Below are 25,549 nucleotides of genomic sequence, written 5' to 3'. Positions count from 1 at the left end.
TCCGCCACGGTGCAGGATGCATGCGTGCCGAACACAGCTACCAGACTCCGCAGCGTCGATTCATACCGTGCGACCATCCACGCACTGGTGGCCGACCTGCCGATCGAGCGACTTCCGGTGGCGGACTGCCTCGGGCTCGTGCTCGCCGAGGATGTGACGGCACCCATCGCGTTGCCGCCGTTCGACAACTCCGCCATGGACGGGTACGCCGTGCGCTCCGTCGACGTCGTCGGCGCCAGCGAGGAGAACCCCGTCGAGCTGCCGGTGTCCGAGGACATCCCGGCCGGACGGACCGACGTCGTGCCGCTGCTGCCCGGCACCGCGCACCGGATCATGACCGGCGCGCCGGTGCCGCCCGGCGCGGACTCGGTTGTCCAGGTGGAGCTGACGGACTCGGGTGTGCAGCAGGTGCGCATCTTCTCGCCTGTCAACGTCGGCACGCATCTCCGCCGGACGGGCGAGGACGTACGCGAGGGCGACACGGTCCTGACCAAGGGAACCGTCCTCGCGCCACCTCAGCTCGGGTTCCTGGCCGCGCTCGGGTTGTCCCACCTGCCCGTGCGCCGTCGACCGCGTGTGCTGATCCTGTCCACCGGCACGGAGCTGGTGCAGCCGGGGACGCCGCTGGTCGCGGGGCAGATCTACGAGTCCAACAGCGTGCACCTGGCCGCCGCCGTGCAGGAGATCGGTGGCGTCGCCCATGTCCTGCGGTCAGTCCCCGACGACGTGAACGCCCTGTACGAGGCGCTCAAGCCGCATCTGGACGACCATGACCTGCTCATCACCACCGGTGGCGTGAGCGCGGGTGCGTACGAGGTGGTCAAGGACGCTCTGGCCGGTGAGGGCGTCGAGTTCCTCAAGGTCGCCGTGCAGCCTGGTGGGCCGCAGGGATTCGGCACGTACATGGGGTTGCCCGTTGTCACACTGCCCGGCAACCCGGTCAGTGCGGCGCTGTCGTTCGAGCTGTTCGTACGGCCCGCGTTGTTGCGGGCGATGGGGCGTCCGGACACCGACCGGGCACGGGTGCGCGCGAAGGCCAGCAGCGAGATGAAGTCCCCGGCAGGCAGGAAGCAGTACCGCCGCGGCTTCTACGACGCGGGGTCCGTGCAGGCTGTGCCGGTCGGTGGCCCCGGCTCGCACCTGCTGATGGCGTTCGCGCAGGCCAACTGCCTGATCGAGATCCCGGAGGACGTCACGGTGGTGGCGGAGGGCGCGGATGTCGAACTGCTCATGCTCACCCGGTGACGGGAGGCGTACGAAGAGCCATTGATCCCACCTTTACGGCCCTTTAAACTGGGGAAACCGGGTATTCACCAGGTGTCGGCACTGGTGAACCGACGGGTGCCGGTGCATCGTCGGGGGGATGCATCGGCACCTGGTCGCACCAAGTCGGGCAGACTTGGGGACACACATCACCCGTCGTGATCAGGAAAAGGCCGCAGTGACTTCTTCCCCGCAACGTCCCGTCGCCCATTTCGTCGAGCTGGCGCGCGGGATCGTGCCACCCATGAACCCGGCTGGCCGCCCGTTCGTGCTCGCCGCCGCCGCGCTCACGCTCGTGCTGCGCAAGGTCTGGCGGCCACTCGGCGTCGTCGGCGCGGTGCTCACCGGCTGGACGGCGTGGTTCTTCCGCGAGCCGAAACGGGTCACCCCGAGCCGCTCCGGACTCGCCGTCGCCCCGGCTGACGGCACGGTCTCGCAGGTCTCCGAGGTCGTCGCCCCACCGGAGCTCGGCCTCGGCGACGCCCCCATGCTTCGGGTGAGCGTGTTCCTCTCGGTGTTCGACGTGCACGTCCAGCGCGTGCCCGCGTCCGGCGAGGTGCTGCGCAAGATCTACCACCCCGGCAAGTTCCTCTCCGCGGACCTGGACAAGGCCAGCGAGGAGAACGAGCGCAACACGGTGCTGCTGCGCACCGAGGACGGCCACCAGCTGGTCGTCGTGCAGATCGCGGGCCTGGTGGCCCGGCGGATCGTGTGCCACATCGACGAGGGCGACAAGGTCGCGGCCGGCGCCACGTACGGGCTGATCCGGTTCGGTTCCCGAGTGGACACCTACGTGCCGATCGGCAGCCGTGTGCTTGTCGAGCCCGGCCAGCGGACGATCGGTGGCGAGACCGTCATCGCCGAACTGGGAGGCTGAGCCAGATGGCGGCGCGTACCGCCCCAGGAGTTCGACTACTGCCCAACGCGATCACCGTCCTCGCCATGTGCGCGGGCTTGTCGGCCGTGCAGTTCGCGCTGCACGGCAACTACGAGGCCGTGCTCGCCTCGATCTTCGCCGCGGCCATCCTGGACAGCCTGGACGGCCGGATCGCCCGCCTGCTGGACGCCACCAGCAAGATGGGCGCGGAGCTGGACTCGCTCTCGGACGCGATCGCGTTCGGCGTCGCGCCCGCTCTCGTGCTGTACCAATGGAAACTCGGCGAGGACGCCAACCGTCTCGGGTGGATCTTCGCGCTGGTGTTCGCGGTCTGCATGATCCTTCGGCTGGCGCGCTTCAACACCCTGCTCGACGACACCAACCAGCCGCCGTACGCCAAGGAGTTCTTCGTCGGCGTGCCCGCGCCCGCCGGTGGCATGCTCGCGTTGCTGCCGATGATCGTGTGGCTGGAGTTCGACCGCGCCGAGGGCTGGTGGACCGACCAGCGCGTGGTGATGGTGTGGGCGGTCGCGGTGGCCGCCCTGCTGATCAGCCGGATCCCCACGCTGTCGGTGAAGACCGTGCGGGTGCCGCCGCGGATGGTCGTGCCGGTCCTGGTGAGCGTCACGGCGCTGGCCGCGGCCGTTGTCACGTACCCGATCGCGGCGCTGGGCATCTTCCTGATCGTCTACTTGCTGCACATCCCGTACGCGGTGCGCCGCAAGCACTGGCTGGCCCACCACCCCGAGGCGTGGGACGTGCCGCCGCGTGAGCGCAGGGCGATCCGCAGCCAGGCACGCAGGCTGGGCCTGCGGCCGCCGCTGCGCCGCCGTGTGGCGGGTGTCGCGCGTCGTGTCCGCATCGGTGGTCGCAGGCCGGACGAGAACGAGCAGTTGCACCCGGGTTGGCAGTCGTACCAGCCGCCTGAGCAGCAACCGCGTGTGCTGGGGCCGACGCCGAAGCGGCGCAGCTGGCGCCGGATCGGGTTGCGCCGTCAGCCGCGGCCACCGCGTGACCGCTGATTTCGACTTGCGTGGTCCCGCATGATCGGGACATGCGGTCGTTTGACGAACTGGTGGCCGAGGCCGACGCTGCGCCGACCGAAGGCTGGGACTTCTCGTGGTTCGAAGGCCGGGCGACCGAAGCCCGGCCTTCGTGGCGCTACCAGCGGTCCATGGGCGACCGGATGGCCGTCGCGAGGGCCGCGCTGGACATCCAGACCGGCGGTGGTGAAGTCCTCGCCGGCGTCCCGGAACGCCCGCCGGTGTGCGTGGCCACGGAAGCGTGGCCGCCCAATGTGGCCAAAGCGACCGCGTTGCTGCACCCGTTGGGAACGGCCGTTGTCGCCGATCCCGAGGAACCGCCGCTGCCCTTTGCGGACGGTGCGTTCGACCTCGTGGTCAGCAGGCACCCGGTGAAGCCGTACTTCGGTGAGATCGCACGGGTGCTGCGGCCAGGCGGCACGTACTTCGCCCAGCACGTCGGCCCGGCCAGTGTGTTCGAGCTGGTCGAGTATTTCCTCGGCCCGTTGCCGGACGAGACGCGCAACGGCCGTCATCCGGACCTGGAACGCGCTGACGCCGAGGCGGCGGGGTTGCAGGTCGTCGACGTGCGCACCGAGCGGCTGCGGATGGAGTTCTTCGACGTCGGCGCGGTCGTGTACTTCCTGCGCAAGGTGATCTGGATGGTGCCGGGCTTCACTTCGGCCGCGTACCTGCCGCGGTTGCGTGAGTTGCATGAGCGGATCGCCGCCGGCGGCCCGTTCGTCGCGCACAGCAGCCGGACGTTGTTCGAGGCCCGTAAGGCCTGACCGCTCCCCGTGGCGCACACCACGCGGCCACGCGTTTGCAATTACATAAGTGCGTGATACAACTTTTTGTGTGACTCTTCCCGCCGCCGAACTCGTGCTGGCGATCGAGAGCGTGACCCGGCTGATGAAGCAGCTCAGCCAAGGCACGGGCATGTCGATCACAGCCGCCGCCGTGCTGTCCACCCTCGACCGGCTCGGGCCGCGCAGGCTGACCGAGCTCGCGGTCTCGGAGAACGTGTCCCAGCCCGCGATGACCCAGTTGATCTCGCGGCTGGGCGACGCCGGGCTCGTCGAACGCGTGACCGACGACGCCGACCGCCGCGCCATCCAGCTGCACGTCACCGACGCGGGACGCGCCCAGCTCGCCTACCGCAGACAGGTCAAGACCGAGCGGCTCGATGAGCTGCTGAGCGGGCTCGACCCGAAACACCACGAAGCGTTGGCCGCCGCGGTCCCCGCGATCAACGCACTGACCGACCACGCCGGGGCCCTGACATGAAATCCAGTACCAGCAGTCCGTTCAAGCAGCCGAAGGCCGTGTTCGCGGTCGCCTTCGCGTGCGTCGTGTCGTTCATGGGCATCGGGTTGGTCGACCCGATCCTGCCCGCGATCTCCGCGGACCTGAACGCCACCCCCAGCCAGGTGACCCTGCTGTTCACCAGCTACCTGGTGATCACCGCGGTCGCGATGCTGATCACCGGCTGGGTGTCCAGCCGGATCGGCGCGAAGAAGACGCTGATCACCGGTCTGGCGATCATCGTGGTGTTCAGCGCGCTGGCGGGCGCGTCGGACAGCATCGGCGGGATCGTCGGCTTCCGCGCCGGCTGGGGCGTGGGCAACGCCCTGTTCATCGCGACATCGCTCGCGGTCATCGTGGCATCGGCGACCAGCGGGTTCGTCGGCGCGATCATCCTGTACGAGACCGCACTGGGCCTGGGCATCGCGGTCGGGCCGCTGCTGGGCGGGCTGCTCGGTGAGGTCAGCTGGCGCGGGCCGTTCTTCGGCGTGGCCGCGCTGATGGCGATCGCGCTGATCGCGACCGTCGTACTGGTCGAGCCGCTACCGAAACCAGCACAGCGGACATCCATCACAGCGCCGCTGAAAGCGTTGCGGCACCGGGGTTTGCTGATTCTGTCGCTGACCGCGCTCTGCTACAACTGGGCGTTCTTCACCGTGCTGGGTTATGCGCCGTTCCCGATGCACCTCGGGGCGATCGAGCTCGGTTTCGTGTTCTTCGGCTGGGGCGCGCTGGTCGCGATCTTCTCGGTGTTCGGAGCTCCCCGGCTGCAGCGCAGGTTCGGCATCGCCCGCACGCTGTACCTCAACCTGGCCCTGTTCGCGCTGGTCGTCCTGGGTATCGCGATCTGGACCGACTCCACGGCGACGCTCGTGGCGCTGGTGATCGTCGCCGGGGTGTTCATCGGCGTCAACAACACCGTGACCACCCAGGCCGTGATGACGGTCGCGCCGGTCGAACGGCCGATCGCGTCCGCGGCGTACGGCTTCGTGCGGTTCATCGGCGGCGGCCTCGCGCCGTTCGCGGCGGGCAAACTGGTCGAGGCCACCAACGTGCACGTGCCGTTCTACATCGCGGCAGGCGCACTGGTCATCGGCATCGGCGTCCTTTCGTTGGCCCGCAAGGAACTCGCTGAGGCCGAGCGGGTGCAGGCCGAGGACGGCGCGGAAGCCGCGCCCGTGGCACCGGGCAACGCCATCGTGGCCGCGATCGACGACTCCCCCACGGCCGACGCAGTGGTCGACGCCGCCGTGAAACTGGCGACGCTGCACAACCGGACTGTCCACGTGATCCACGTCCAGGAGCAGGCTGCGACTGTCAGCGAGGACCCGCAGGCGGCCGACGCGTTGATCCGTGAGCAGGTCGCCAGGGTGAAAGGCACAGTCGGCCAGGTGCTGACCGGCGCGACGGACCACGGCGAGGTCGGGCGCCTGATCGCCGACTACGCCGGCAAGCTCGGCGCCAAGGCCATCGTGGTCGGCGCGCCACGGCACGGCGGGCTGCCCGCGTTGATGGACAACAGCGTCAGCCAGGAGCTCTGGCGCCACGCCAAGGCGCACATCCTGATCGTCAACCCAGCCCTCAATGTGTCCAATGACCTCGCTCCGCTCGGCAGGGCTTGATCGCCAGAGCCGGTCATTTCCACCCCGCCCCACGCAGCCGACACCGCTGGGTGCTTACTCGCCGTCGTGGACAGGGCGGCGTCGGACGCGTTGCGTGGCGTAAACGACCAGCGCAACCAAACCGGCCGTAAGCTGCGTCCGTGAGTTCACCGCAGATCACGCTGACCGCTCGATTGTCCCCGTCGGCCATCGACACCCGGCGGGGTGTCGTGCGGCTGCACCCGGAGGTCCTTGACGCCCTCGGCCTGCGGCAGTGGGACGCGGTCCGGCTGATCGGCGCGCGCCCGAGCGCCGCGTTGGCCGCCGAGAGCGCGGACTTGCCCGGTGTCGCCCTGCTCGACGACATCACGCTGACGAACCTCGGCATCGTCGAGGGCTCTGAGGTCGTCGTCTCGCCGGCGACCGTGTCGGCCGCCAGGTCCATCACGGTCGCCGGGTCGCGGCTGGCCACGACATCGGTCACGCCGCAGACGCTGCGGCTGGCGCTGATGGGCAAGGTGTTCACGGTCGGCGACGCGGTCTCGTTGCTGCCGCAGGACCTAGCGCCGCCGCCCGGCGCGGACGTGACCGCGGCGCGGCAACGGCTGTCCCAGGCCATCGGCATGACCTGGACGAACGAGCTGATCACCATCACCGCGTCCGACCCGGACGGCGCCGTGGCGGTCGCACCGTCCACAGTGGTCAACTGGCGGGACGGCGCGCGCGGCGGCGCGCAACCGGCCCAGCTCGCCGCGGGCACCACCCAGGCCACGGCGCAGAGCCAGGTGATCGAGGACGCGGTGATCGTCGCCGAGGAGCTCGACACGTCACCGTCGGAGACACCGCTGCCGGTCGCCGACCTTGTCGGGGCGGTCGACGCGGCCCGCAAGCTCACCGAATGGCTGGAACTCGCTTTCCAGCGCCCGGAACTGCTGCAGAAGCTGGGGGCCGCACCCCGGCTCGGCGCGTTGGTCAGCGGCCCGGAGGGCGTCGGCAAGGCGACGTTGGTCCGCGCGGTGGCCAACGCGGTGGATGCCAGGATCATCGAGGTCGCCGCGCCGTCGATCGCCGTACTGGAGGCGAACGCCGCCGCGGGTCAGATCCGCGCGGCCATCGCCGAGGCCGAGCGCGGCACACCGGCAGTGCTGCTGGTGACCGATGTGGACTCGTTGCTGCCCGGCTCCAATCCCCCTCCGGTGGCCACGATCGTGCTGGATTCGTTGCTCAACGCGGTGAACACGCCACGCCTGGCGATCGTCGCGACGACAGCGCACCCCGAGGCGATCGACCCGCGGCTGCGCACGGTCGAGCTGCTCGACCGCGAGCTCGCGCTTGCGTTGCCCACGAGCAAGGTCCGGACCGAGCTGCTGCGCGTGCTGATGCGCGACGTGCCAACGGAGTCCGATGTGGACTTCGGGGTCGTCGCCGACCGCACGCCGGGCTTCGTCGTCGCGGACCTGGTCGCGTTGCGCCGGGAAGCGTCGGTGCGCGCCGCGCTGCGGCAGAAGGACTCGCCGGAGCCGAAGGTCTCGTCGGATGACCTCGTCGGCGCACTGGAAACCGTCCGGCCGACCTCGATGTCCTCTTCGGACAACCTGCAGACCGGCGGGCTGACGCTGGACGCCGTCGGCGACATGGCCGAGGTGAAGCAGTCGCTCACCGAAGCCGTGCTGTGGCCGTTGCAGTACCCGGATTCCTTTGCCCGTCTTGGTGTCCAACCGCCGCGCGGTGTCCTGCTCTATGGCCCGCCCGGCTGCGGCAAGACCTTCCTGATCCGCGCGCTGGCCGGTAGCGGCCGGTTGAACGTGATGTCGGTCAAGGGCGCGGAACTGATGGACAAGTGGGTCGGCGAGTCCGAACGGGCCGTGCGTGAACTGTTCCGCCGGGCCGCGGAGGCCTCGCCCACCATGATCTTCCTCGACGAGGTCGACGCGCTGGCCCCGCGCCGCGGCCAGTCCAGCGACTCGGGCGTCGGTGACCGCGTGGTCGCCGCGTTGCTGACCGAACTGGACGGTGTCGAACCGCTGCGGGACGTGATCGTGGTCGGCGCGACCAACCGGCCCGAGCTGATCGACCCGGCCTTGCTGCGACCAGGCCGGTTGGAGCGGATCATCTACGTGCCACCGCCCGACGGCGAGGCCCGTGCGGCGATCCTGCGTTCGTCCGCCCGCAACACCCCGCTGGCCGACGACGTCGACCTGGATGTCCTGGCGGAGAGCCTCGACCGCTACTCGGCCGCGGACTGCGCGGCCCTGATCCGTGAGGCCGCGCTGACCGCGATGCGCGAATCGCTCGAGGCCACTGTGGTCACGGGCGCGCACCTGGACGAGGCCAGGGAGACGGTCCGCCCGTCCCTCGACCCCGCCCAGCTGGCCTCGCTCGAGGCGTACGCCAAATCCCGCTGACCCGGGCAGCCAAGCCGCTAGCGGATGGACAGTTCGGTCGGTGTGGCGAAGACGTCGACCATCGCTCCGCCACGCAGCACCGTCACCGGCAGCTCGGCGCCGATCGCCTCGGCGAAGAGCTGCTTCTGGATGCCCTGTGCGTCGCTGACCTGCTTGCGGCCGACCGTGAGCACGAGGTCGCCCGCGTGCAGCCCGGCCCGGTGCGCCGGGCTGCCCGCCACGACCTCGACCACTCGCAGGCCCGCTTTCTGGCCGGTGCGCGCGGCGACGTCGTCCGGCAGCGGAGCGGGCATGCTGACCAGGCCGAGGAACGCCCGGCGGACGCGGCCGTCGGCGATCAGCGTCTGCACGATCCGCGTGGTCGTCACGTTCACCGGCACCGCGAGGCCCAGCCCGAAGCCGGCCACCGCCGTGTTGATCCCGACCACGTGGCCCTGCCAGTCCGCCAGCGCCCCACCGGAGTTGCCGGGGTTGAGCGCCGCGTCGGTCTGGATGACGTCCTCGATCACGCGGGCCGCTTTGCCTTGCCGCACCGGCAAAGCCCGGCCGAGCGCGCTCACCACCCCGGCCGTGACCGAGCCGTTGAGGCCGAGCGGGTTGCCGACCGCCACGACCAGTTGGCCGACTTCCAGCTGGTCGGCGTCGCCGAGCGTCGCGGGCGGCGGGATGTCACCGCTCGCGCTCAGCACGGCCAGGTCTGACAGCGGGTCGGCGCCGACGACCTCGAAGGAGGCGTCGCTGCCGTCCGCGAACGTGGCCGTGCCGCGTCTGGCGGTGCCGACGACGTGTGCGTTGGTGAGCAGCCGACCGTTCTCGAACACCACGGCTGAGCCGCTGCCGTTGTCCAATCGCACGCTCGCGACGTGCGGGGTCACCGATCTGGCGACGGAGACCACTGTCCTGGAGTACTCGTCCACAGCCACCACCGCCCATTGCCGTGATTACACCGTTGCACCCACATACAACGTTACCTGGGCGTGCGTGTTCCACGGACCCGCTGAGCAGGGGATCCCTACTTGGACTTCGGGTTGTACTCCTTGGTGACGATCACGATGATGCCCGGATCGGCGTCCTTGATGCCGTCGAACCTCGGCTCAGCCCTGATGCCGAACTGCTGCGCCAGCTCCTTGGCCTGCGGCTCCTCGGCCGTGCCCGACCGGTAGTAGACGGTCGTGACCGGAACGCGGCCCTGGTGGTTGCCCACCAGCACGACGTTCCATCCGCCACCGCGGATGTCGTTGGCCGCACGGTCCGCCAAACCGTGGATCGTGCTGTTGTTGAGCACGCGCACCGGCTCGGAGCGGTTCGGCGTCTGCGGCGGGGCAGGCGGCTGGGTCACCGGTGGTGGCGGAGCAGCGCTGGTCGTCGGAGACGGCGGCGCGGGCGCGCTCGCGCTGCTCGGCGGCGACGGCGGTTGTGGCGACTGCGGCGCACTACTTGGAACACTCGGCTCACCGCTTGACGCGGGCGGCGGTTGCTGCGATTCGGAGGACGGCGGCGGCTGAGCGGACGGATCCGAGTCGTCACCCCCGACCAGCTGGATTATTCCGATCACCACCGCCACGAGTGCGAGAGCGAGCAGACCGATCCCGGCCAGGCGCGCCGGCCGGGTGGGGCCGGAAGACTGCTCCGGGGTGCTCATGCGTGCTTACCGCCGTGCTTGCGTGTGTCGCATGAGCACGGCCCTGTGCTGGATGATTCGCTCGCAAGCTCGCTCATGGTTTGGTGACACCCAGCCTTCGTGCTCCACGAACCCGGACGCGGCCACTGCGCAACCGGCGAAGGCGCTTCACCAGCAGCGGATCGGCCATCAGGGCTTCGTGCTTTTCGATGAGGTCGTTGACCAACTGGTAGTAACGGGTCGGCGAGATCCCGAAGATCTCCCTGATCGCCTGGTCCTTCGCGCCCGCGTACTTCCACCACTGGCGCTCGAAGGCGAGGATCACCCGTTCCCGCTCGGTCAGGCCGTCCTGCGGCCCGCCCTCGGGGACCAGTGCCTCTGCGGCGTCCATCCGGCTCCTCGGCTCGCGCTCGGGAATCCCGTACCCGTCTGGGAATCACACGAGTGTGATTTCCGCTGTGTCATTACATCACGCCCCCGCTGACGGCTGTCCGCCATATCACCCGGCGCGTCCGGATCAAGGTGTCGCCGCTGGATAGCATGCTGACCATGGCCGTACACCCCATCCGCGTTGTCGGTGACCCAGTTCTGCACAACCCCACTGACAAAGTTGCCACATTCGACGCCGAACTGCAGCAGCTGGTCGAAGACATGTTCGAGACGATGGCGGCTGCCAACGGGGTGGGCCTCGCGGCCAACCAGATCGGCATCCCGCTGCGGCTGTTCGTGTACGACTGCCCGGACGACGAAGGCGTGCGCCACCGCGGCCTCGTGGTCAACCCGGTGCTGGAGACAACGCAACGCCCGGAAACCATGCCGGACCCGGACAACGACTACGAGGGTTGCCTGTCCGTGCCGGGCGAGACCTACCCGACCGGCCGCGCGAGCTGGGCCCGTGTCGCCGGCCAGGACATCGAAGGCAACGAGATCACGGTGGAGGGCACCGGTTTCTTCGCCCGCTGCCTGCAGCACGAGACGGATCACCTCGACGGCCTGCTGTACCTGGACCGGCTGGTGGGGCGGTACGCCAAGCAGTCGAAGAAGATGCTCAAGCAGAACGGCTGGGGTGTCCCCGGCCTGTCGTGGGACCCGGCCAGCGAACCGGACCCGTTCCAGGACTGACGTATGATTCGGCGGCCCGAGCACTTCCACGAAGGAATTGCGAGTCGATGTCGCGGCTGCCGGATCCCGGACGTTCCCACGCGGTACTGATCGGCGCGAGCGCGTACCAGTCGCTCCCCGACCTGCCGGCAGTTCGAAACAATCTTGACGGAATGGTGGCCGCCCTCACCGACGACCGGTGGGGCGGCTTCCAACGAAAACATTGTTCGGTAGTCGCCGACCCGACATCCGCACTTGACGTTTCCCGATTGTTGCGCAGGCAAGCCGCCCTGGCGACCGACACATTCGTCGTGTACTACGCCGGTCACGGCTTGACCGGCCCCGCGCACAATGATCTTTACCTGGCGCTCGGCGGCACCGATGTCGACCATCTCCGAGTGAGCGCGCTGTCGTTCGACCTGATCAGGGAAGTGTTCCTGGACTGCCCGGCGGTCAACCGGGTGCTGATCCTGGACTGCTGCTACAGCGGCCGGGCCGCGCGGGGATTCATGGGCGAGCCGATATCGGGCCAAGTCGAGATATCCGGTACGTACACGCTGACCTCGGCACCGCCGAACTCATTGTCCCGCGCCCCGGTCGGCGCCACCCACACCGCGTTCACCGACGAGCTCCTGACTCTCCTGCGGGACGGCATTCCGGACGGCCCGGAGCTGCTCGACCTGCGCACGCTGTACGCCCGGTTGAGCACAGGAATGGTGAGCAAGGGATATCCGAAGCCGGCACAGCGGGGAACCGACAGCGCCGACCGATTGGCCCTGACCCGGAACCCAGCGCTTCACCAAACCGGAACATCCGCGGACGAGCCCGCACCAGAAGATAGCGCCGTTCGTCCGGACCGAAAGCCGCGAGTGCCGAAAATCGGAGTCCTGGCGACCATTCTGGCCGTGGTCATAGCCGGATTCTGGGTCCTTCTCGGCACGGCGGACCTGTGGAACAAGCCCAGCTCAGGTCAACCGGGATCACCAACCACCAGCAGTCCATCACCTCCGGCACAGGAAACTACGCAATCCATCGGACCACCGCCCGCGGGGAATCAGGAGCCACCCACCGCGGAACCACCATCAACTGTCAAGTCACAGCGAGTGTCGGTCTACAACAACCACCCGACAAGGCGAGACATCGCCGACACGGCGGTCGCCGATCTTCGCAAATTGGGCTGGACATCAGTCGACATCTGGAACTACCAGCCGAAAGTCCCCAAAACTGCCGTGTTCTTCCGCCCCGGCACCGCGGAGGAATCGGCAGCCCGTATTCTCGCCACCGAGTTGGGCCTGAGAGCGGAGGCCCGGTTCACGGACATCGAGAACGACGACGCGGGGATCATCGTCATCGTGACCGCCGACTACACCAGTCCTTCGAGTTCGCCGGTTCCGCCGGCCGGGCAGTGATCGACGAGGCGGCGGAGGCGACCTCCGGTCGGGCGTTGCCGGTGTGCTCCGCTGAGGCATATCGTCGTCTTTGAAGGAGCATCTGGCCAGGGGGAAGAGTGCGGCAACCCAACTTCTACGCGGTCTTGGGAGTGTCACGGACCGCGTCCGCCAATGAGATCAGGACAGCGCACCGGCGACTGGCCAAGCAGGTCCACCCCGACCTGGCCGACGGTGACGAGGAGCAGTTCCGCCTCGTGCAACTGGCCTTCGAGACGCTGAGCGACCCGGACAAGCGCGCGAGCTACGACAACGCCCGCCCGTCACGCGTGCCCAGGCCGAGGCAGTCGTGGCCGACGGGCGAGTCCGAGCCGCGGAAGTCCGGCCAGTACAGGAAGCGGTACCCCGGGTCGCTGCGGCCGGTCCGCGACTGGACGCCCGGCCCGTGCTGGAAGTGCGAATGGCGCCGCGGCCAGCCGTCGCTGCACGTCAGGATGGAGAAGCGCGGCTCCCCGGCGCACATCGTCGCCATCCCGCACTGCGACACCTGCAAGACCCCGATCCCGAAGCTGCCGATGGCGACTTCCGACTTCGTGGTGTTCTCCGCCGCGCTCGTCGCCGCCGTCCTCTACGTCGCCGGCTGTCTCCTCCTGGGCTTCTCGAGCCTTCCCGTCGGCGCGCAGGTGACCTTCTGGACGGCGTGCGCGGCGCTGCTGCTGGGCACCGCGCCGATGGTCGTCGACTACCGGCGGCGGATCCCGTCGGGCTATCAGCGACGCGCGACCATCCTGGTCGACTACGTCGCCGACTACCCGACCGTCTCCAGGTTGCTGGACAAGGGGTACGTGATCGTCACCTAGGGCTTGAGCGCTTCCAGGAGCTCCTGCGCGGTCTCGGTCGCGCTCTCGGTCGACACGTCCGGGTTGCCGATCCGCTCGTCCCAGTTCAGGTCGTAGAACAACTCCGTCACGCCCTGCTCGCCGAGCCACTCGGCGTCCGCGCGGATCTGCGAGAACGATCCCGACAGGCGTCCCGTGCGCTCGCCGGGACGCACCACGCCCCGTACGACCACGCGGACAGCGGCCGGGTCCTTGCCCGCCTCCGCCGCACCTTCGCGGACGACGGCGATCTCGTCCGAGATCGCGTCCAGGTCGGTGGCGCTGCGGGACATCCAGCCGTCCGCGATCCGCCCGGCCCGTTTCAGCGCGGCGGGCGCGACGCCGCCGAGCAGCACCTGAGGACCGACCGGTTTCGGGGCCATCCTGGTCGGCGGAACGGTGTAGAACTCGCCGTCGAAGCTGCTCACCTCGTCGGTCCAGAGCGTGCGCAGCACCTGCACGTACTCCACGGTCCGAGGGCCGCGGCGTTCCATCGACGCGCCGGTGGCGATGAACTCGTCCTTCTGCCAGCCCGCGCCCAGACCGAGGTCGAGCCTGCCGCCGGAGACCACGTCCAGCGTCGAGGCCTGCTTGGCCAGGTAGGCAGGCGAGACGAACGGGAAGTTGATCAGCGAGACGCCCAGCCGGATCGCGGACGTCCGCGCCGCCATGAACGACAGCGCCACCAGCGGGTCGAGCACGCTCCGGTACACCGGGTCGAGTGCCTCGCGGTCGGCCGGGGTCAGCAGCCGGTGGAAGGTCCACAACGACGAGTAGCCGAGCTCCTCGGCGGACTCGGCGAAGCGTGTGAGGTTGTCGGGGGTGGCCCAGGCGCCCGAGACCGGGGCGCCGAATCCGATCTTCATGCTCCCACGGTAGTAACCGTGTTCTGCCGCCACGGCAGGTCCGGCAGCGAAGCCAGTTCGTCATATGACGTACTATGCGCCAGCTCGGCGTAGCGGCCCGCGATCAGGAACGATCTCAGCCGCTGGGCCTGCCGTGCGGTGAAGCAGTGGCCGGTCAGCAGGAACGGCAGCACCAGGCGCCAGTACGCGACCTGTGAGGCCCGGTGCCGGTGCGGCGCCCGCAGGACCACCCGGGCCTGTCGTAACAACTGCTCGTTCGGGGTCATGTCGCCGCCCGCGAGCCAGCGCTTCTCCTCGGCGATGGCGCAGTACGGGCATTCGATCTCGCCGGTGGTGGCCTCGCGCCCGCAGCCGGCGCAGTTCGACAGCCGCAACGCCCAGTCCAGACAGGTCCACGGGTAGGTGTCGCCGTCGTCGGACAGCACCGCCGAGATCAGGTCCGAAGGGGTGCCTGCCAGCGCGTTCAGCCAGTCCGCGGCCCAGTAGCGGTCCACGAGGTCCTCGCACGCCGGGCACTGCGGATAGCCGCGGCCGGCGAATTCACCGCAGTCGGCGCACGGCGCGACCGCGTCGGGTCTGGCCAGCTGCCGCAAGCCCGGAGCGGAGGTCACAGCGAAACGGTACGCCGATTGGCTTGGCAACGCGCGGCCATGCTGGTTATGGTCGAGAAGATTTACCAAACGTCGCGGGAGCTCGCGCTCAGGCGGGCTGAGAGGGCGGCTTGGTGTCCATTGAGGACCCGGCGCCGCCGACCGCATGAACCTGACCGGGTAATGCCGGCGTAGGGAAGGTAGGCGTTCCATGACGGCGCTTGAAGACCGCTCTGTCCAGCCGACCATCACGACCGGGCCGATCTCCGGCTCGCACAAGGAATACCGGGACATCGGAGACGGCATCGAGGTGCCTTTCCGCAGGGTGGAGCTGACCAACGGCGAGCACGTCGACCTGTACGACACCTCTGGCCCGTACACCGACACCACCGCGACCATTGACGTCCACAGTGGACTCCCCCGGATCCGGGAGAGCTGGGCGCTCGAGCCGGTCAACGGCGCGGTGACCCAATTGGCCTACGCCAAGGCCGGGATCATCACCAACGAGATGCGGTACGTCGCCGCCCGCGAGCACATGGACCCGGAATTCGTCCGTTCGGAGGTTGCCATCGGCCGGGCGGTCATCCCGGTCAACCGCAACCACCCCGAGTCCGAGCCCGCGATCATCGGCAAGAAGTTCCTCGTCAAGGTCAATGCCAACATCGGCAACTCCGCGGTGTCCTCGTCGATCGAGGACGAGGTGGACAAGATGGTCTGGGCCGCCAGGTGGGGCGCGGACACCATCATGGACCTGTCCACCGGCAAGCGGATCCACGAGACCCGCGAGTGGATCATGCGCAACTCGCCGGTGCCGATCGGCACCGTGCCGATCTACCAGGCACTGGAGAAGGTCAACGGCGATCCGGCGAAACTGAACTGGAGCGTCTACAAGGACACCATCATCGAGCAGTGCGAGCAGGGCGTGGACTACATGACCGTGCACGCGGGCGTCCTGCTGCGCTACGTCCCGCTGACCGCCAAGCGGGTGACGGGCATCGTGTCGCGCGGCGGGTCGATCATGGCCGCGTGGTGCTTGGCGCACCACAAGGAAAGCTTCCTGTACACCAATTTCGAAGAGCTGTGCGACATCCTGCGCGCCTATGACGTGACTTTCTCACTGGGCGACGGGCTGCGCCCCGGTTCCATCGCCGACGCCAACGACGAGGCCCAGTTCGCCGAGCTGCGCACCCTCGGCGAGTTGACGCACATCGCGCGGGACAAGGACGTCCAGGTGATGATCGAGGGCCCCGGCCACGTGCCGATGCACAAGATCATCGAGAACGTCCGGCTGGAGGAGGAGTGGTGCGGCGAGGCGCCGTTCTACACCCTCGGCCCGCTCGCGACCGACATCGCGCCCGCGTACGACCACATCACCTCGGCGATCGGCGCGGCGCAGATCGGCTGGGCCGGCACCGCGATGCTCTGCTACGTCACCCCCAAGGAGCACCTCGGCCTGCCCAACCGGGACGACGTGAAGACCGGCGTGATCACGTACAAGATCGCGGCGCACTCGGCCGACCTGGCCAAGGGCCACCCCGGCGCGCAGGAGTGGGACGACGCGTTGTCCAAGGCGCGCTTCGAGTTCCGCTGGGTCGACCAGTTCAACCTGGCACTCGACCCGGACACCGCGAGGGCGTACCACGACGAGACGCTCCCGGCGGAGCCAGCCAAGACCGCGCACTTCTGCTCGATGTGCGGACCGAAGTTCTGCTCGATGAAGATCACCCAGGACGTGCGCAGGTACGCCGAGGAGCACAACCTGTCCACAGTGGATGCCATCGAAGCCGGTATGACGGAGATGACAGAGGAGTTCAACAAGCAGGGCAACAAGGTCTACCTGCCCGTGGTTGACTGACTCATGACTCCACCGACCGTCCTCACCATCGCCGGAAGCGATTCCGGCGGTGGTGCGGGCATCCAAGCCGACCTGCGGACCCTGTTCGCCTGCGGCGTGCACGGGATGACCGCGGTCACCGCCGTGACCATCCAGAACACCGTCGGTGTCAGCGGGTTCGTCGAGATCCCGCCGGACGCGGTCGCCGCCCAGATCGAGGCGGTCGCCGTCGACATCGGCATCGACGCGGCCAAGACGGGCATGCTCGCCAACGCGGACATCATCGTGGCCATCGCCGGTGCCGCCGACCGGGTGGGCATGGGCCGGGGCGGCGGCATCCCGTTCGTGGTGGACCCGGTCTCCGCGTCGATGGGCGGTGACCAGCTGTTGCGTGACGACGCGCTGGACGCGTTGCGTTCGGAGCTGTTCCCCCGCGCCACGGTGATCACGCCGAACCTGGACGAAGTCAGGCTGCTGACCGGGATCGAAGTGACCGACATGGCCACCCAGCGCGACGCGGCCAAGGCGTTGTACGAGTACGGACCCGAGTGGGTGCTGGTCAAAGCCGGCCACATGCGCAACGTGGACGACTGCGTCGACCTGCTCTACGACGGTTCGGACTTCCACGAGCTGCCCGGCCCGCGCTTCGACACGGGCAACACCCACGGCAGCGGCGACACGTTGGCCTCGGCCATCTCGTCGGCGCTCGCCCGTGGCCTGCCCGTGCCGGAGGCGGTCGCGTTCGGCAAGCGGTTCATCGTCCGCTCGGTCCGTGACTCGTACCAGCTGGGCAAGGGCCACGGCCCGGTTTCCCCGTTCTGGCGGCTGTCCACTGAGGAGGTCTAGGGACGGCACAGCACGGGGTTCTCCAGCTCGTCGCACGGGCGGTTGCCGTGTGAGCGGATGATGTCCTTGCCGACCTGGTTGGTGAGGTACCGCAGGAAACTGGCGGCCAGTGAGTTCGCCTTGGGCTCCTGGTAGGTGTAGGCGAACTCGGTCTCCCAGAACGGGTAGGCGCCGTGCGACGCTGCTTGCAAGGTCGCCTTCTGGCCGTCCATCCGCACCACGACCAGGTCGGTTCGCCTTGTCGCGGCACCGAGTTCGGCGTAGCCCAACGCCCCCGGGGTGGTGGCGACGCCGTTGAGCAGGTCCTCGGTGCGGTCGCGTTCGCAGCGGATCACGCCGGGGTCGCCGCCCTTGTCCCGTGTCCGGCAGTTGTCGGAGTTGGTCGCGGGTTCCCGCTTGCCCTGCAGGATCTGGTGCTGGAACGTGGTCCGGGTGCCGGATCCCGGTTTGCGGCTGATCAACGCGACCGGCACGTCGTTGCCGCCGATGTCCTTCCAGTTGGCGATCTGCCCGGCGTAGAGCCGCCTGACCTGGTCGACGGTCAGGTCGCCGACCCCCGCGTCCTTGTTCACCACCAGCGTGAACAGCATGAACGCGACCGGCCTCGGCAGCAGCTGCGGCTGCAGGTCCGCCTTGGCGCCGTCGGAGAACGCGAGCACGTCCGGCGCCGCCTTGGCCTGGTTCCCGGCTTCCTGCAACGTGTTCAGCCCGGCCGAGCTGCCGTGGAAGTCGAACCCGAAGCTCGCGCCGGAGCACGTGTCCGCGTACATGGCACCGGCTTCCCGCATGACCGCCTCGATCGCGGTCGACCCGGTCAGTCTCAACGTCCCGGTCGCGCAGTCCAACGGCGAGTCCTCGTTGAACACGGTGAACAAACCGAGTCCGACGATGACCGCGGTCAGGAACGCCAGCAGGGCGAGCGCCCGGCGCGGCACGCCGGTGCGTGACGTGGTCTCCCGCACGCTGCCGCCCTTGATCCCCGCCTCCACAGTGGGATCCTTGGGCTTGGCATCGGCTTCGCCGCCCGCGCGTTCCAGGATGACCAGCACCTTGTAGTGGTCGTTGCGGTTCAACGGCACTCGCGGCAGGTCGACCACGCCCGTCGGTTCCCCCGCGCCGTTGACGATGTCGCGGCTGCTCAGCCCGCTGGCGTCCTCGTCGAAGTTCTGCCGCAGATCCGGTTTGCTGAGCTCGGTCACCACCATGCCGGACACCGTCCGGCCGGGGAACATGATCCTGATGCCCGCCTTGACCTCGGGAATGACCTGGTAGTCGCTGGAGTCGATGGTGGTCGCGCCGTCGTTCTCGACCCGGACCAGCACGAACGACGGGTTCACCAGCGCGGTGCCGTTCTCCCGCTTCATCCGGGTCAGCACCCCGGCGAGCTTGGTGCTCATCTCGTCCATCACGGTGGTGTCCATCTGCACGCGGTAGCCGAGCCGCTTGCGGCCGACGAAGAAGAACTCCCACAGGAAGGCGAAGACCGGGACACCGATACCGACGATCGACAGGACGAGCGCCCATAAGTCGAGATCCATCGAACGCCTCCCCAGCGTCAGCCCCGCGAGCGACCAAGATAATTCGCCCGGTCGGCTGAATCGGCGGGCACGCTGCGCTCTTCAGCCACAGTTCATCACCAGGTCGCCGGGGCTTTGCCACGGCAGAGCACGAAAACGCGGTCACAGGCGTCGCCTACGCTTGCCCACTGTGATCTTCCGGGAACAAGTGCGCACCCTGGTCACCCGCAAGGGCTTCCAGCGCTTCATCATCGGCGTGATCGTCTTCAACGCGATCACACTGGGTTTCGAGACCTCGCGGGGCATCGTCGAGCAGTTCGGCGGGATCCTGCACTTCGCCGACCGCGCCGCGCTGGCGATCTTCGTCGTGGAGATCCTGCTGCGGATCTACGCCTTCGGGTGGGCGTTCTTCAAGGACGCGTGGAACATCTTCGACCTGATCATCATCGGCGTCGCGGTGGTGCCCGCGACCGGTGAGTTCTCGGTGCTGCGGGCGCTGCGGATCCTGCGGGCGCTCCGGTTGATCTCGGTCGTGCCGTCGATGCGGCGCGTGGTGAGCGGCCTGCTGGCCGCGGTGCCCGGCATGGCGTCGATCGCCGCGCTGCTCGCGCTCGTGCTCTACATCGCGGGCGTGATGGCCACGAAGCTGTTCCAGCACTTGCAGCCCGAGTACTTCGGCGACTTCGGCGGCACGCTGTTCACCCTGTTCCAGATCATGACCGGCGAGGGCTGGCCGGACATCGCGCGTGAACTGATGCAGAAGGCGCCGCTGGCGTGGATCTTCTTCGTCTCGTACATCATCGTGTCCAGCTTCGCGGTGCTGAACATGTTCATCGCGGTGGTGGTCAACGGGATGGACCGCGGCATGACCGACGAACTCGTCGAGGCGGAGGAGAAGCACGCAGCCGAGCAGAAGGCCTCCGACGAGCTGCTGCTCACCGAGATCCGGGCGCTGCGCACGGAGATCGCCGAACTGCGCGCCGAACGCCGGTGAATCGTTGCAAGCCGATCTTCACCACAGGCACCGCGTGCCGCCGAACGGGGACTAGTTGTATGAGGCCGTGACGTTGGTGACGCCGGTGTGGAGCCGGGTTGCTGGTGGCTGGTTTCCGGCGGCAGTGTGGGGTCGATGATAGTTGTAGTGGACGTTCCATATCGTCAGGGCGTTGGTTCGTTGTTGTTCGCTGGTCCACTCTCGGCTGTAGAGGAATTCTTCGGTCAGGATCCGGTTGTAGCGTTCGACTTTGCCGTTGTGGCGGGGTGTGTAGGGCGTGATGCGCTGGTGGCGGGCTCCACGCAGCACGGTGGCGAAGTGGGTGGCTTTGTAGCAGGCGCCGTTGTCGGTGACGATGCGGTCGATGTGGGTGATGCCGTGCGCGGCGAAGAACGCGCGGGCGCGGTGGGTGAACCCGATCGCGGTGCGGGCTTTCTCATCGGGCAGGGCTTCGGTGTAGGCCAGCCTGGAGAATCCGTCCACCGCGGAGTGGAGGTAGGTGTAGCGGGCCCGGCCGCCCCGGCCTCGGCCTCGCCGGGCTTGTTTGGCCTGCTCGCTGTCACGGCCGTGGACCCGCCAGCCGCCGCCGTCGGGGATCTGGCCGACCTTCTTCACATCCAGGTGGACCATGTGCCCGGGCCAGCGGGCGATGATCGTGCGGGGTGCCCGGTTGCTGTCCCCGCTGGGGTCGAGGAATTTCCGGTGGTGCAGGCCGAGGTGGGCCAGGTGACGGCTGACGGTCCGCGCCGAGATGCTGGTGCCGTCGGTCGCGAGTTCCAGCGCGATCCGGCGGGCTGAGTGCTTGCCATGACGGCGGAGGTGTTCGATCCGGGCGATGACCTCGCCGGGGGTGGCGGTGGGCTGGTGGTGCGGGACACTGGGTCGGTCGAGCAGCCCGGCCTCGCCGTGCTGGCGGTAGCGGTTGACCCATTTCGAGGCGCATTGCCGCGAGATACCCATCTCCGCGGCGACATGGGCGATCGGACGGGTGCGGCAGCGTTTCACGAGACGGCGACGGCCTTCGACAGACAGCGGGGCGTTACGGTGGAGCACAGACGGGTCTTTCTGTTCGGCGGACGAGTGACGTGGTAGTTCTCATCCTGCCGCTGAAAGACCCGTCCCCAACCTCAGGCCCCACCCGGCGTCAACAACCTCATGACCCGCAACAACTAGTCCTCGTTCAGCAACTCCTCCAGCACCGGGATGGCGTTGATCAGCTGCGCCTGCTTGTCCTCGGGCAGCCGTTCGATCCGCCTGCGCAGTTCCTGCACACGGGTCGAGCGCAGCCCGGAAACCATCCGTTCGCCCTCCGGCGTGGCCTTGACCAGCCACGCCCTGCGGTCGACCGGGTCGGGTTCGCGCTGCACGTGCTTGGCTTCGACGAGCGCGGCGACGATCCGCGACATGGTCGGCGCGGCCACGCCTTCCTTGTTCGCCAGATCACCCAGCCGCATCTCACCGCAGCCGACCAGCGTCGACAGCGCGGAGATGGAGCCGTGCCCGAGCCCGGGCGTACCGCTGCGGCGCAGCGACCTCGACAGCCGCCCGATGGCCAGGTACAGCCGCGCGGGCACGTCCTCAGCAGCCGAAGGCGTCATCATCTGCCCTCCTTCGTGCAAGGTGCATCGGACAATGATGACTGTTTCCTCCGGGGTTACCGAGGAGGGCTGGATGCCTGTGCCCAGAACCGTTGCGGTATACGGCCCGCCGAACGCGCCAATCTACCTGCGACAACACCGCTGCGCATGGCCGCGGCCATCTTCTCAGGATCGCTCGCGCGGGTGACCGCCGTCGCCAGCATCACCGCGTCACAGCCCAGTTCCATCGCCAGCGCGGCGTCCGACGCGGTGCCGATACCGGCGTCGAGCACCACCGGAACCGACGCCCTGGCAACGATCAACTCGATGTTGTGCGGATTCCTGATGCCCAGTCCGGTGCCGATCGGCGAGCCGAGCGGCATCACCGCCGACGCACCGGCTTGCTCGAGCCGCAGCGCCAGCACCGGATCGTCGTTGGTGTACGCGAGCGCCACGAACCCGTCCGCGACGAGCTTGCGCACGGCGTCAAGCAGCTCAACGGGATCGGGCAGCAACGTCCGATCATCGGCGACCACCTCGACCTTGATCAAGTTGGTGTCCAAGGCTTCCCGCGCCAGCTGGGCCGTGAGCACGGCTTCCGCGGCGGTCCGGCAGCCCGCGGTGTTCGGCAGCGGATCGATCCCCAGCCGCCGCAACGTCTCCAGCACACCCGTGCCGCCGTCCGAGTCGACGCGGCGGATGGCCACCGTGGTCAGCTGGGTGCCGGAGGCGATCAGCGCGCGTTCCAGGACAGCCAGGTTGGCCGCGCCACCGGTTCCCATGATCAACCGGGACTCGTATTCCCTGCCCGCGAGGATGAAGGGGTCATCCATGTCAGCCTCCTTGCACAGCGGTCAGCACTTCGACGTCGGCACCCGCACCGACCACGGTCTCCGGGTGTTTGGCGCGGGGCACGACCTCCCCGTCCACCGCCACGGCGACGCCGGTGCGGGGGATGTCCAGCAGCCGGAGGACATCGGCCACCGTCGCGCCTTCGGCGAGCTCGCGCTCGACGCCGTTCACGCGAACCTTCATCCTCGTGACTCCAATCCGGCCGCCTGAGCCGCTTCGGGTACCGGTTGTCCGTCGAGCAACGCCACCACCGCGGCCGCGGTGATCGGGGCGAGCAGCAAACCGTTGCGGTGGTGGCCGCTCGCCACCATCACCCCGGGTTCCAGCCAGTCGATCACCGGCAGGTTGTCCCGGCTCGACGCGCGCACTCCCGCAGCGCTCTCGACGAGGACGTACTCGGTGATGCCGGGCACGACGCGTTCCGCGTCCAGCAGCAGATCCCGCACGCCTTTCACGGTGACGTCCGTGTTGTAACCGGCTTCGTACTGGGTCGCACCGAGGACGACTTCGCCGGTGTCCCGCGGCACGAGGTAGACCGGCCGCGACTCGACGAGTGCGCGGATGGTCCGGCTGAGCGGCAACGCGCCACGCCCGGGTCTGAGCCGCAGGATCTCGCCCTTCACCGGGCGTATCAACGTGTTCAGCCGCGGATGCAGGTTCCGGCTCCACGCGCCCGCGGCGACGACGACCGCATCGCAGTCCACTGTGGAGTCAACTAGTTCGACGGCGCCCGGCCGGACGGCCTTCGCTTCCGCATGGAGGAATTCGGCCTTCGAGCTCAGCACGTCGAGCAGCTTCCGGTTGTCCACAGCCAGATCACCGGGCACGTTCAGTCCACTTCGAACGGACGTGGACAGCGTCGGCTCCAGTTGCCGCACCTGCGGGCCGGTCAGCTCGTCGACTTTCCGGCCGGTGGAAGCCAGGTGCCCGGCCAGTATCTCCAGCTGCCGCGCGTCGGCCGAGTCGAACGCCGCGACCACAGTGCCTTCCGTGCGCAACCCGACGTCGCCGAGCTCCGCGGCGAACTCCGGCCACGCCCGCAAGGACGCCTCGCCCAGCTCCAGCAACGGTTCCTCGCCGGGCCACGCCTCGGTTGCCGGCGCGAGCATGCCACCGGCCACCCAGGACGCGCCCGAACACGGTTGCGGGTCGACCACGACTGTCCGCCATCCGGAATTCATGGCACGCCATGCCACCGAAAGGCCGATCACGCCTGCCCCGACGACAACGATCTTTCCCTTGACCACTACACGCTCCCTGCGCCGGCATGACCCGGATCAGGTTCGACGGTCGGAGCTGATGCAAGCTCCCTCTCAGCCCGGTGTCGCCAGGCTCCCGTGCGGACCAGTGACCAGAATAGCGTAGAAATCGAGGTATGCCCGGACTCAGTGGGACAGACCTCAGGCGCAAGCTCGCCGGAGCACGGCTCTACCTGTGCACCGACATCCGCCCGGACCTCGCCGACTTCGTCGACGCGGCGCTCGGCGGCGGCGTCGACGTGGTGCAGCTGCGCGCGAAGAGCCTGGAGGCGCGCCAGGAGATCGCCGCGCTGGAGGTGATGGCCGGGATCTGCGCGAAGCACGGCGCACTGCTGTCGGTCAACGACCGCGCGGACATCGCGGCGACCGTCGGCGCGGACGTGCTGCACCTCGGCCAGGACGACCTGCCGGTCAAGTACGCGCGGCGGATCGTCGGCGAGGAGATGGTCATCGGCCGCTCCACCCACGACGCGGGCCAGGCCCGTGCCGCCGCGATCGAGCACGGCGTCGACTACTTCTGCACCGGCCCGTGCTGGCCGACGCCGACCAAGCCGGGGCGGCCCGCGCCCGGCCTGGACCTGGTACGACGAACCGCCGAGGACAACCCGGCAAGGCCGTGGTTCGCCATCGGCGGTATCGACGCCGGCAGGTTGCCGGAGGTGCTGGCGGCAGGCGCGTCCCGTGCGGTGGTCGTGCGCGCGATCACCGAGGCGGAAGACCCGCGCGAAGCCGCCAGACAGCTCAAGAAACAGCTCGTGAGTGGTTTGGCCGGTTAGTACCGGCCAAACCACTCACGATGGGTTCCTCGCTCAGCCGGTGAGCAGGCTCAGGCCGTACACGGACAGGATCTCGCCGAGCGGCTGGAAGTAGCACACGGACGAGTTGCCGCCGGAGACGACACCCTGGCCCTGACCGGCGTTGGTGATGAAGCCACCGCCGGAGTCACCGGGCTGGCACCGCACGTTCGACGCGGTCAGACCGGACACGGCACCCTGCGGGTATCGGACGGTCTGGTTCTTGGCGCCGACGGTGCCACAGGTCCAGCCGGTGGTCGAACCGGCCTTGCAGACAGCGGCACCGGTCGCGGCCGAGGTCGAGCCCTTGACCGTCACCGAGCCGACGCGCGGCTCGAGGGTGACACCGGAGTTGGTGCGCACCCAGGCGTAGTCGTTGCCCGGGAAGGACGAGCCGCCCCAGGTGCCGTTGCTGGGCTGGCCGGCCGCCGCGCAGTGCCCGGCCGTGACGAAGCCGCCGCGGACGGTCAGACCGACGGAGCAGCGGGAGCTGCCGCCGATGGTGTACGCGTCGCCGCCCTTGAGGAACGGCTGCGGGGCGTCGGCTTCGACGACCCGGACGTCACCCGCGAAGGCCTTCGCGGCCTGAGCGGTGCCCGGCAGGGCGGTCACGACTATCTCGTTCGTCACAGTGTCGGCGTACCAACCGGTCACCGAGGACGGCGCGCTGGCCTCACGGGCGTCGAGCTGTGCCACGGCGGAGTCCAACTGGGCCGCGCTGCGGGCCACCACTTTGGCGGTCGCACCGGCGGCCGTCACGGTCCCGGCTTTGCTCGCGTCGGTCACGCCGACGACGAGTTTCCTTGCCGCGGCGTCGAAGTAGGCGCCACCGAAACTGTCACCCAACGCCGTACGCAGCGAATTCTCCGTCGAAGCCGCGGTCTGCTGTGCGGTCGCGAGCGTGCGCGCGGCGGTGGCGTCGAGGCCGAGATCCCGCTTCATGGCGTCCAGCAGGCCAG

Annotated in this window: 27 protein-coding genes and 1 riboswitch; of the genes, 15 read left to right on the top strand and 12 right to left on the bottom strand. The window is 68.7% G+C overall.

The genetic code is table 11. The features are described from left to right. The first annotated feature begins 24 nt into the window (after positions 1-24). The 7 genes from moeA (at position 25) to AOZ06_RS02690 (ending at position 8,473) form a co-directional block, all read left to right on the top strand. On the top strand, positions 25-1,245 hold the full coding sequence (gene moeA / locus AOZ06_RS02720) for a molybdopterin molybdotransferase MoeA (RefSeq protein WP_236952050.1): 1,221 nt from the start codon (positions 25-27) through the stop codon (positions 1,243-1,245). Between the two features lie 196 nt (positions 1,246-1,441). Beyond that, positions 1,442-2,140, top strand: a complete 699-nt coding sequence (locus AOZ06_RS02715) for a phosphatidylserine decarboxylase (RefSeq protein WP_054287954.1) — start codon at positions 1,442-1,444, stop codon at positions 2,138-2,140. A gap of 5 nt (positions 2,141-2,145) precedes the next feature. Continuing rightward, on the top strand, positions 2,146-3,162 hold the full coding sequence (gene pssA / locus AOZ06_RS02710; RefSeq protein WP_054287953.1) for a CDP-diacylglycerol--serine O-phosphatidyltransferase: 1,017 nt from the start codon (positions 2,146-2,148) through the stop codon (positions 3,160-3,162). Positions 3,163-3,194: 32 nt separating this feature from the next. After that, positions 3,195-3,950, top strand: coding sequence for a class I SAM-dependent methyltransferase (locus AOZ06_RS02705; RefSeq protein ID WP_054287952.1), 756 nt, complete (start codon positions 3,195-3,197; stop codon positions 3,948-3,950). Positions 3,951-4,020: 70 nt separating this feature from the next. Then, on the top strand, positions 4,021-4,449 hold the full coding sequence (locus AOZ06_RS02700) for a MarR family winged helix-turn-helix transcriptional regulator (RefSeq protein ID WP_218921924.1): 429 nt from the start codon (positions 4,021-4,023) through the stop codon (positions 4,447-4,449). Beyond that, complete coding sequence (locus AOZ06_RS02695) at positions 4,446-6,089, top strand: MFS transporter (protein ID WP_054287950.1); 1,644 nt, start codon at positions 4,446-4,448, stop codon at positions 6,087-6,089. The genes AOZ06_RS02700 and AOZ06_RS02695 overlap by 4 nt, the downstream gene beginning before the upstream one ends. A gap of 140 nt (positions 6,090-6,229) precedes the next feature. After that, entirely contained in the window at positions 6,230-8,473 is a 2,244-nt protein-coding gene (locus AOZ06_RS02690) for an AAA family ATPase (protein WP_054287949.1), read from the top strand. A 17-nt stretch (positions 8,474-8,490) separates the two neighbouring features. Here the strand turns inward: AOZ06_RS02690 and AOZ06_RS02685 are convergent, their stop codons facing one another. Next, a complete protein-coding gene (locus AOZ06_RS02685; protein WP_054287948.1) occupies positions 8,491-9,399 on the bottom strand; it encodes a S1C family serine protease in 909 nt (302 codons plus the stop codon). 86 nt (positions 9,400-9,485) lie between these two features. Next, positions 9,486-9,731, bottom strand: coding sequence for a LytR C-terminal domain-containing protein (locus tag AOZ06_RS61615; protein ID WP_335338357.1), 246 nt, complete (start codon positions 9,729-9,731; stop codon positions 9,486-9,488). Between the two features lie 19 nt (positions 9,732-9,750). Between AOZ06_RS61615 and AOZ06_RS61610 the strand changes: the two genes are divergently transcribed. Continuing rightward, positions 9,751-9,978 carry a hypothetical protein gene (locus AOZ06_RS61610; protein WP_335338356.1) on the top strand — a complete coding sequence of 76 codons (228 nt, stop codon included), beginning with the start codon at positions 9,751-9,753 and terminating at the stop codon, positions 9,976-9,978. 210 nt (positions 9,979-10,188) lie between these two features. On the opposite strand, the gene AOZ06_RS02675 is transcribed toward AOZ06_RS61610, so the two are convergent. Next, entirely contained in the window at positions 10,189-10,485 is a 297-nt protein-coding gene (locus tag AOZ06_RS02675; protein WP_054287946.1) for a DUF3263 domain-containing protein, read from the bottom strand. 158 nt (positions 10,486-10,643) lie between these two features. Between AOZ06_RS02675 and AOZ06_RS02670 the strand changes: the two genes are divergently transcribed. From AOZ06_RS02670 to AOZ06_RS02660, 3 genes are all read left to right on the top strand, one after another. Beyond that, positions 10,644-11,216 (top strand): peptide deformylase, encoded by a 573-nt coding sequence (locus AOZ06_RS02670; protein ID WP_054296375.1) that lies wholly within the window; start codon positions 10,644-10,646, stop codon positions 11,214-11,216. A 47-nt stretch (positions 11,217-11,263) separates the two neighbouring features. Continuing rightward, positions 11,264-12,604, top strand: coding sequence for a caspase, EACC1-associated type (locus tag AOZ06_RS02665; protein WP_054287945.1), 1,341 nt, complete (start codon positions 11,264-11,266; stop codon positions 12,602-12,604). 98 nt (positions 12,605-12,702) lie between these two features. After that, complete coding sequence (locus AOZ06_RS02660; protein WP_054287944.1) at positions 12,703-13,443, top strand: J domain-containing protein; 741 nt, start codon at positions 12,703-12,705, stop codon at positions 13,441-13,443. On the opposite strand, the gene AOZ06_RS02655 is transcribed toward AOZ06_RS02660, so the two are convergent. Both AOZ06_RS02655 and AOZ06_RS02650 read right to left on the bottom strand, forming a co-directional pair. Continuing rightward, complete coding sequence (locus tag AOZ06_RS02655) at positions 13,440-14,327, bottom strand: TIGR03619 family F420-dependent LLM class oxidoreductase (protein ID WP_054287943.1); 888 nt, start codon at positions 14,325-14,327, stop codon at positions 13,440-13,442. The two genes, AOZ06_RS02660 and AOZ06_RS02655, sit on opposite strands and share 4 nt — an antisense overlap. Then, entirely contained in the window at positions 14,324-14,938 is a 615-nt protein-coding gene (locus AOZ06_RS02650; RefSeq protein WP_063809948.1) for a hypothetical protein, read from the bottom strand. The genes AOZ06_RS02655 and AOZ06_RS02650 overlap by 4 nt, the downstream gene beginning before the upstream one ends. Positions 14,939-15,128: 190 nt before the next feature. Between AOZ06_RS02650 and thiC the strand changes: the two genes are divergently transcribed. Together thiC and thiD are read left to right on the top strand one after the other, a co-directional pair. Continuing rightward, complete coding sequence (thiC, locus tag AOZ06_RS02645; RefSeq protein ID WP_054287941.1) at positions 15,129-16,772, top strand: phosphomethylpyrimidine synthase ThiC; 1,644 nt, start codon at positions 15,129-15,131, stop codon at positions 16,770-16,772. A gap of 3 nt (positions 16,773-16,775) precedes the next feature. Further along, positions 16,776-17,597: a bifunctional hydroxymethylpyrimidine kinase/phosphomethylpyrimidine kinase gene (thiD, locus tag AOZ06_RS02640; RefSeq protein WP_054287940.1), complete on the top strand. Its 822-nt coding sequence runs from the start codon at positions 16,776-16,778 to the stop codon at positions 17,595-17,597. On the opposite strand, the gene AOZ06_RS02635 is transcribed toward thiD, so the two are convergent. Next, the gene (locus AOZ06_RS02635; protein ID WP_054287939.1) at positions 17,594-19,135 is read right to left on the bottom strand and encodes a substrate-binding domain-containing protein; all 1,542 of its coding nucleotides are present in this window, start codon (positions 19,133-19,135) and stop codon (positions 17,594-17,596) included. The genes thiD and AOZ06_RS02635 overlap by 4 nt on opposite strands. Positions 19,136-19,304: 169 nt before the next feature. Here AOZ06_RS02635 and AOZ06_RS02630 point away from each other — a divergent pair, with 169 nt between their 5' ends. After that, positions 19,305-20,108, top strand: coding sequence for an ion transporter (locus AOZ06_RS02630; protein WP_054287938.1), 804 nt, complete (start codon positions 19,305-19,307; stop codon positions 20,106-20,108). A gap of 51 nt (positions 20,109-20,159) precedes the next feature. Here AOZ06_RS02630 and AOZ06_RS02625 read toward each other — a convergent pair whose 3' ends face one another. From AOZ06_RS02625 to thiO, 5 genes are all read right to left on the bottom strand, one after another. Next, complete coding sequence (locus AOZ06_RS02625; RefSeq protein WP_054287937.1) at positions 20,160-21,161, bottom strand: IS481 family transposase; 1,002 nt, start codon at positions 21,159-21,161, stop codon at positions 20,160-20,162. A gap of 116 nt (positions 21,162-21,277) precedes the next feature. After that, positions 21,278-21,706 carry a MarR family winged helix-turn-helix transcriptional regulator gene (locus AOZ06_RS02620; protein WP_054296374.1) on the bottom strand — a complete coding sequence of 143 codons (429 nt, stop codon included), beginning with the start codon at positions 21,704-21,706 and terminating at the stop codon, positions 21,278-21,280. Positions 21,707-21,762: 56 nt separating this feature from the next. Continuing rightward, positions 21,763-22,518, bottom strand: a complete 756-nt coding sequence (gene thiG, locus AOZ06_RS02615) for a thiazole synthase (RefSeq protein WP_054287936.1) — start codon at positions 22,516-22,518, stop codon at positions 21,763-21,765. 1 nt (position 22,519) lies between these two features. Then, positions 22,520-22,720 carry a sulfur carrier protein ThiS gene (gene thiS / locus AOZ06_RS02610; protein WP_054287935.1) on the bottom strand — a complete coding sequence of 67 codons (201 nt, stop codon included), beginning with the start codon at positions 22,718-22,720 and terminating at the stop codon, positions 22,520-22,522. Then, a complete protein-coding gene (gene thiO / locus AOZ06_RS02605) occupies positions 22,717-23,784 on the bottom strand; it encodes a glycine oxidase ThiO (RefSeq protein ID WP_054287934.1) in 1,068 nt (355 codons plus the stop codon). The genes thiS and thiO overlap by 4 nt, the downstream gene beginning before the upstream one ends. Continuing rightward, positions 23,775-23,886, bottom strand: a riboswitch (TPP riboswitch). (Overlaps the previous gene by 10 nt.) Before the next feature lie 26 nt (positions 23,887-23,912). Here thiO and thiE point away from each other — a divergent pair. Then, the gene (gene thiE, locus AOZ06_RS02600) at positions 23,913-24,572 is read left to right on the top strand and encodes a thiamine phosphate synthase (protein ID WP_054287933.1); all 660 of its coding nucleotides are present in this window, start codon (positions 23,913-23,915) and stop codon (positions 24,570-24,572) included. A 33-nt stretch (positions 24,573-24,605) separates the two neighbouring features. On the opposite strand, the gene AOZ06_RS02595 is transcribed toward thiE, so the two are convergent. Then, positions 24,606-25,532 (bottom strand): S1 family peptidase, encoded by a 927-nt coding sequence (locus tag AOZ06_RS02595; RefSeq protein ID WP_225953094.1) that lies wholly within the window; start codon positions 25,530-25,532, stop codon positions 24,606-24,608. Positions 25,533-25,549 lie beyond the last annotated feature (17 nt).

It is taken from the genome of Kibdelosporangium phytohabitans (assembly GCF_001302585.1).
Taxonomy (GTDB): domain Bacteria; phylum Actinomycetota; class Actinomycetes; order Mycobacteriales; family Pseudonocardiaceae; genus Kibdelosporangium; species Kibdelosporangium phytohabitans.
The sequence above is the reverse complement of the archived record's forward strand: the minus strand, read 5'-3'. Positions and strand labels throughout refer to the sequence as shown.

Bases quoted from the DNA above. Each gene is read 5' to 3' on its own strand.
- pssA (WP_054287953.1), top strand. From the start codon at position 2,146: ATGGCGGCGCGTACCGCCCCAGGAGTTCGACTACTGCCCAACGCGATC.
- AOZ06_RS02705 (WP_054287952.1), top strand. From the start codon at position 3,195: ATGCGGTCGTTTGACGAACTGGTGGCCGAGGCCGACGCTGCGCCGACC.
- AOZ06_RS02695 (WP_054287950.1), top strand. From the start codon at position 4,446: ATGAAATCCAGTACCAGCAGTCCGTTCAAGCAGCCGAAGGCCGTGTTC.
- AOZ06_RS02675 (WP_054287946.1), bottom strand. From the start codon at position 10,485: ATGGACGCCGCAGAGGCACTGGTCCCCGAGGGCGGGCCGCAGGACGGC.
- AOZ06_RS02670 (WP_054296375.1), top strand. From the start codon at position 10,644: ATGGCCGTACACCCCATCCGCGTTGTCGGTGACCCAGTTCTGCACAAC.
- AOZ06_RS02665 (WP_054287945.1), top strand. From the start codon at position 11,264: ATGTCGCGGCTGCCGGATCCCGGACGTTCCCACGCGGTACTGATCGGC.
- AOZ06_RS02655 (WP_054287943.1), bottom strand. From the start codon at position 14,327: ATGAAGATCGGATTCGGCGCCCCGGTCTCGGGCGCCTGGGCCACCCCC.
- thiC (WP_054287941.1), top strand. From the start codon at position 15,129: ATGACGGCGCTTGAAGACCGCTCTGTCCAGCCGACCATCACGACCGGG.
- thiD (WP_054287940.1), top strand. From the start codon at position 16,776: ATGACTCCACCGACCGTCCTCACCATCGCCGGAAGCGATTCCGGCGGT.
- AOZ06_RS02635 (WP_054287939.1), bottom strand. From the start codon at position 19,135: ATGGATCTCGACTTATGGGCGCTCGTCCTGTCGATCGTCGGTATCGGT.
- AOZ06_RS02620 (WP_054296374.1), bottom strand. From the start codon at position 21,706: ATGACGCCTTCGGCTGCTGAGGACGTGCCCGCGCGGCTGTACCTGGCC.
- thiG (WP_054287936.1), bottom strand. From the start codon at position 22,518: ATGGATGACCCCTTCATCCTCGCGGGCAGGGAATACGAGTCCCGGTTG.
- thiS (WP_054287935.1), bottom strand. From the start codon at position 22,720: ATGAAGGTTCGCGTGAACGGCGTCGAGCGCGAGCTCGCCGAAGGCGCG.
- thiE (WP_054287933.1), top strand. From the start codon at position 23,913: ATGCCCGGACTCAGTGGGACAGACCTCAGGCGCAAGCTCGCCGGAGCA.
- AOZ06_RS02595 (WP_225953094.1), bottom strand. From the start codon at position 25,532: ATGAAGCGGGATCTCGGCCTCGACGCCACCGCCGCGCGCACGCTCGCG.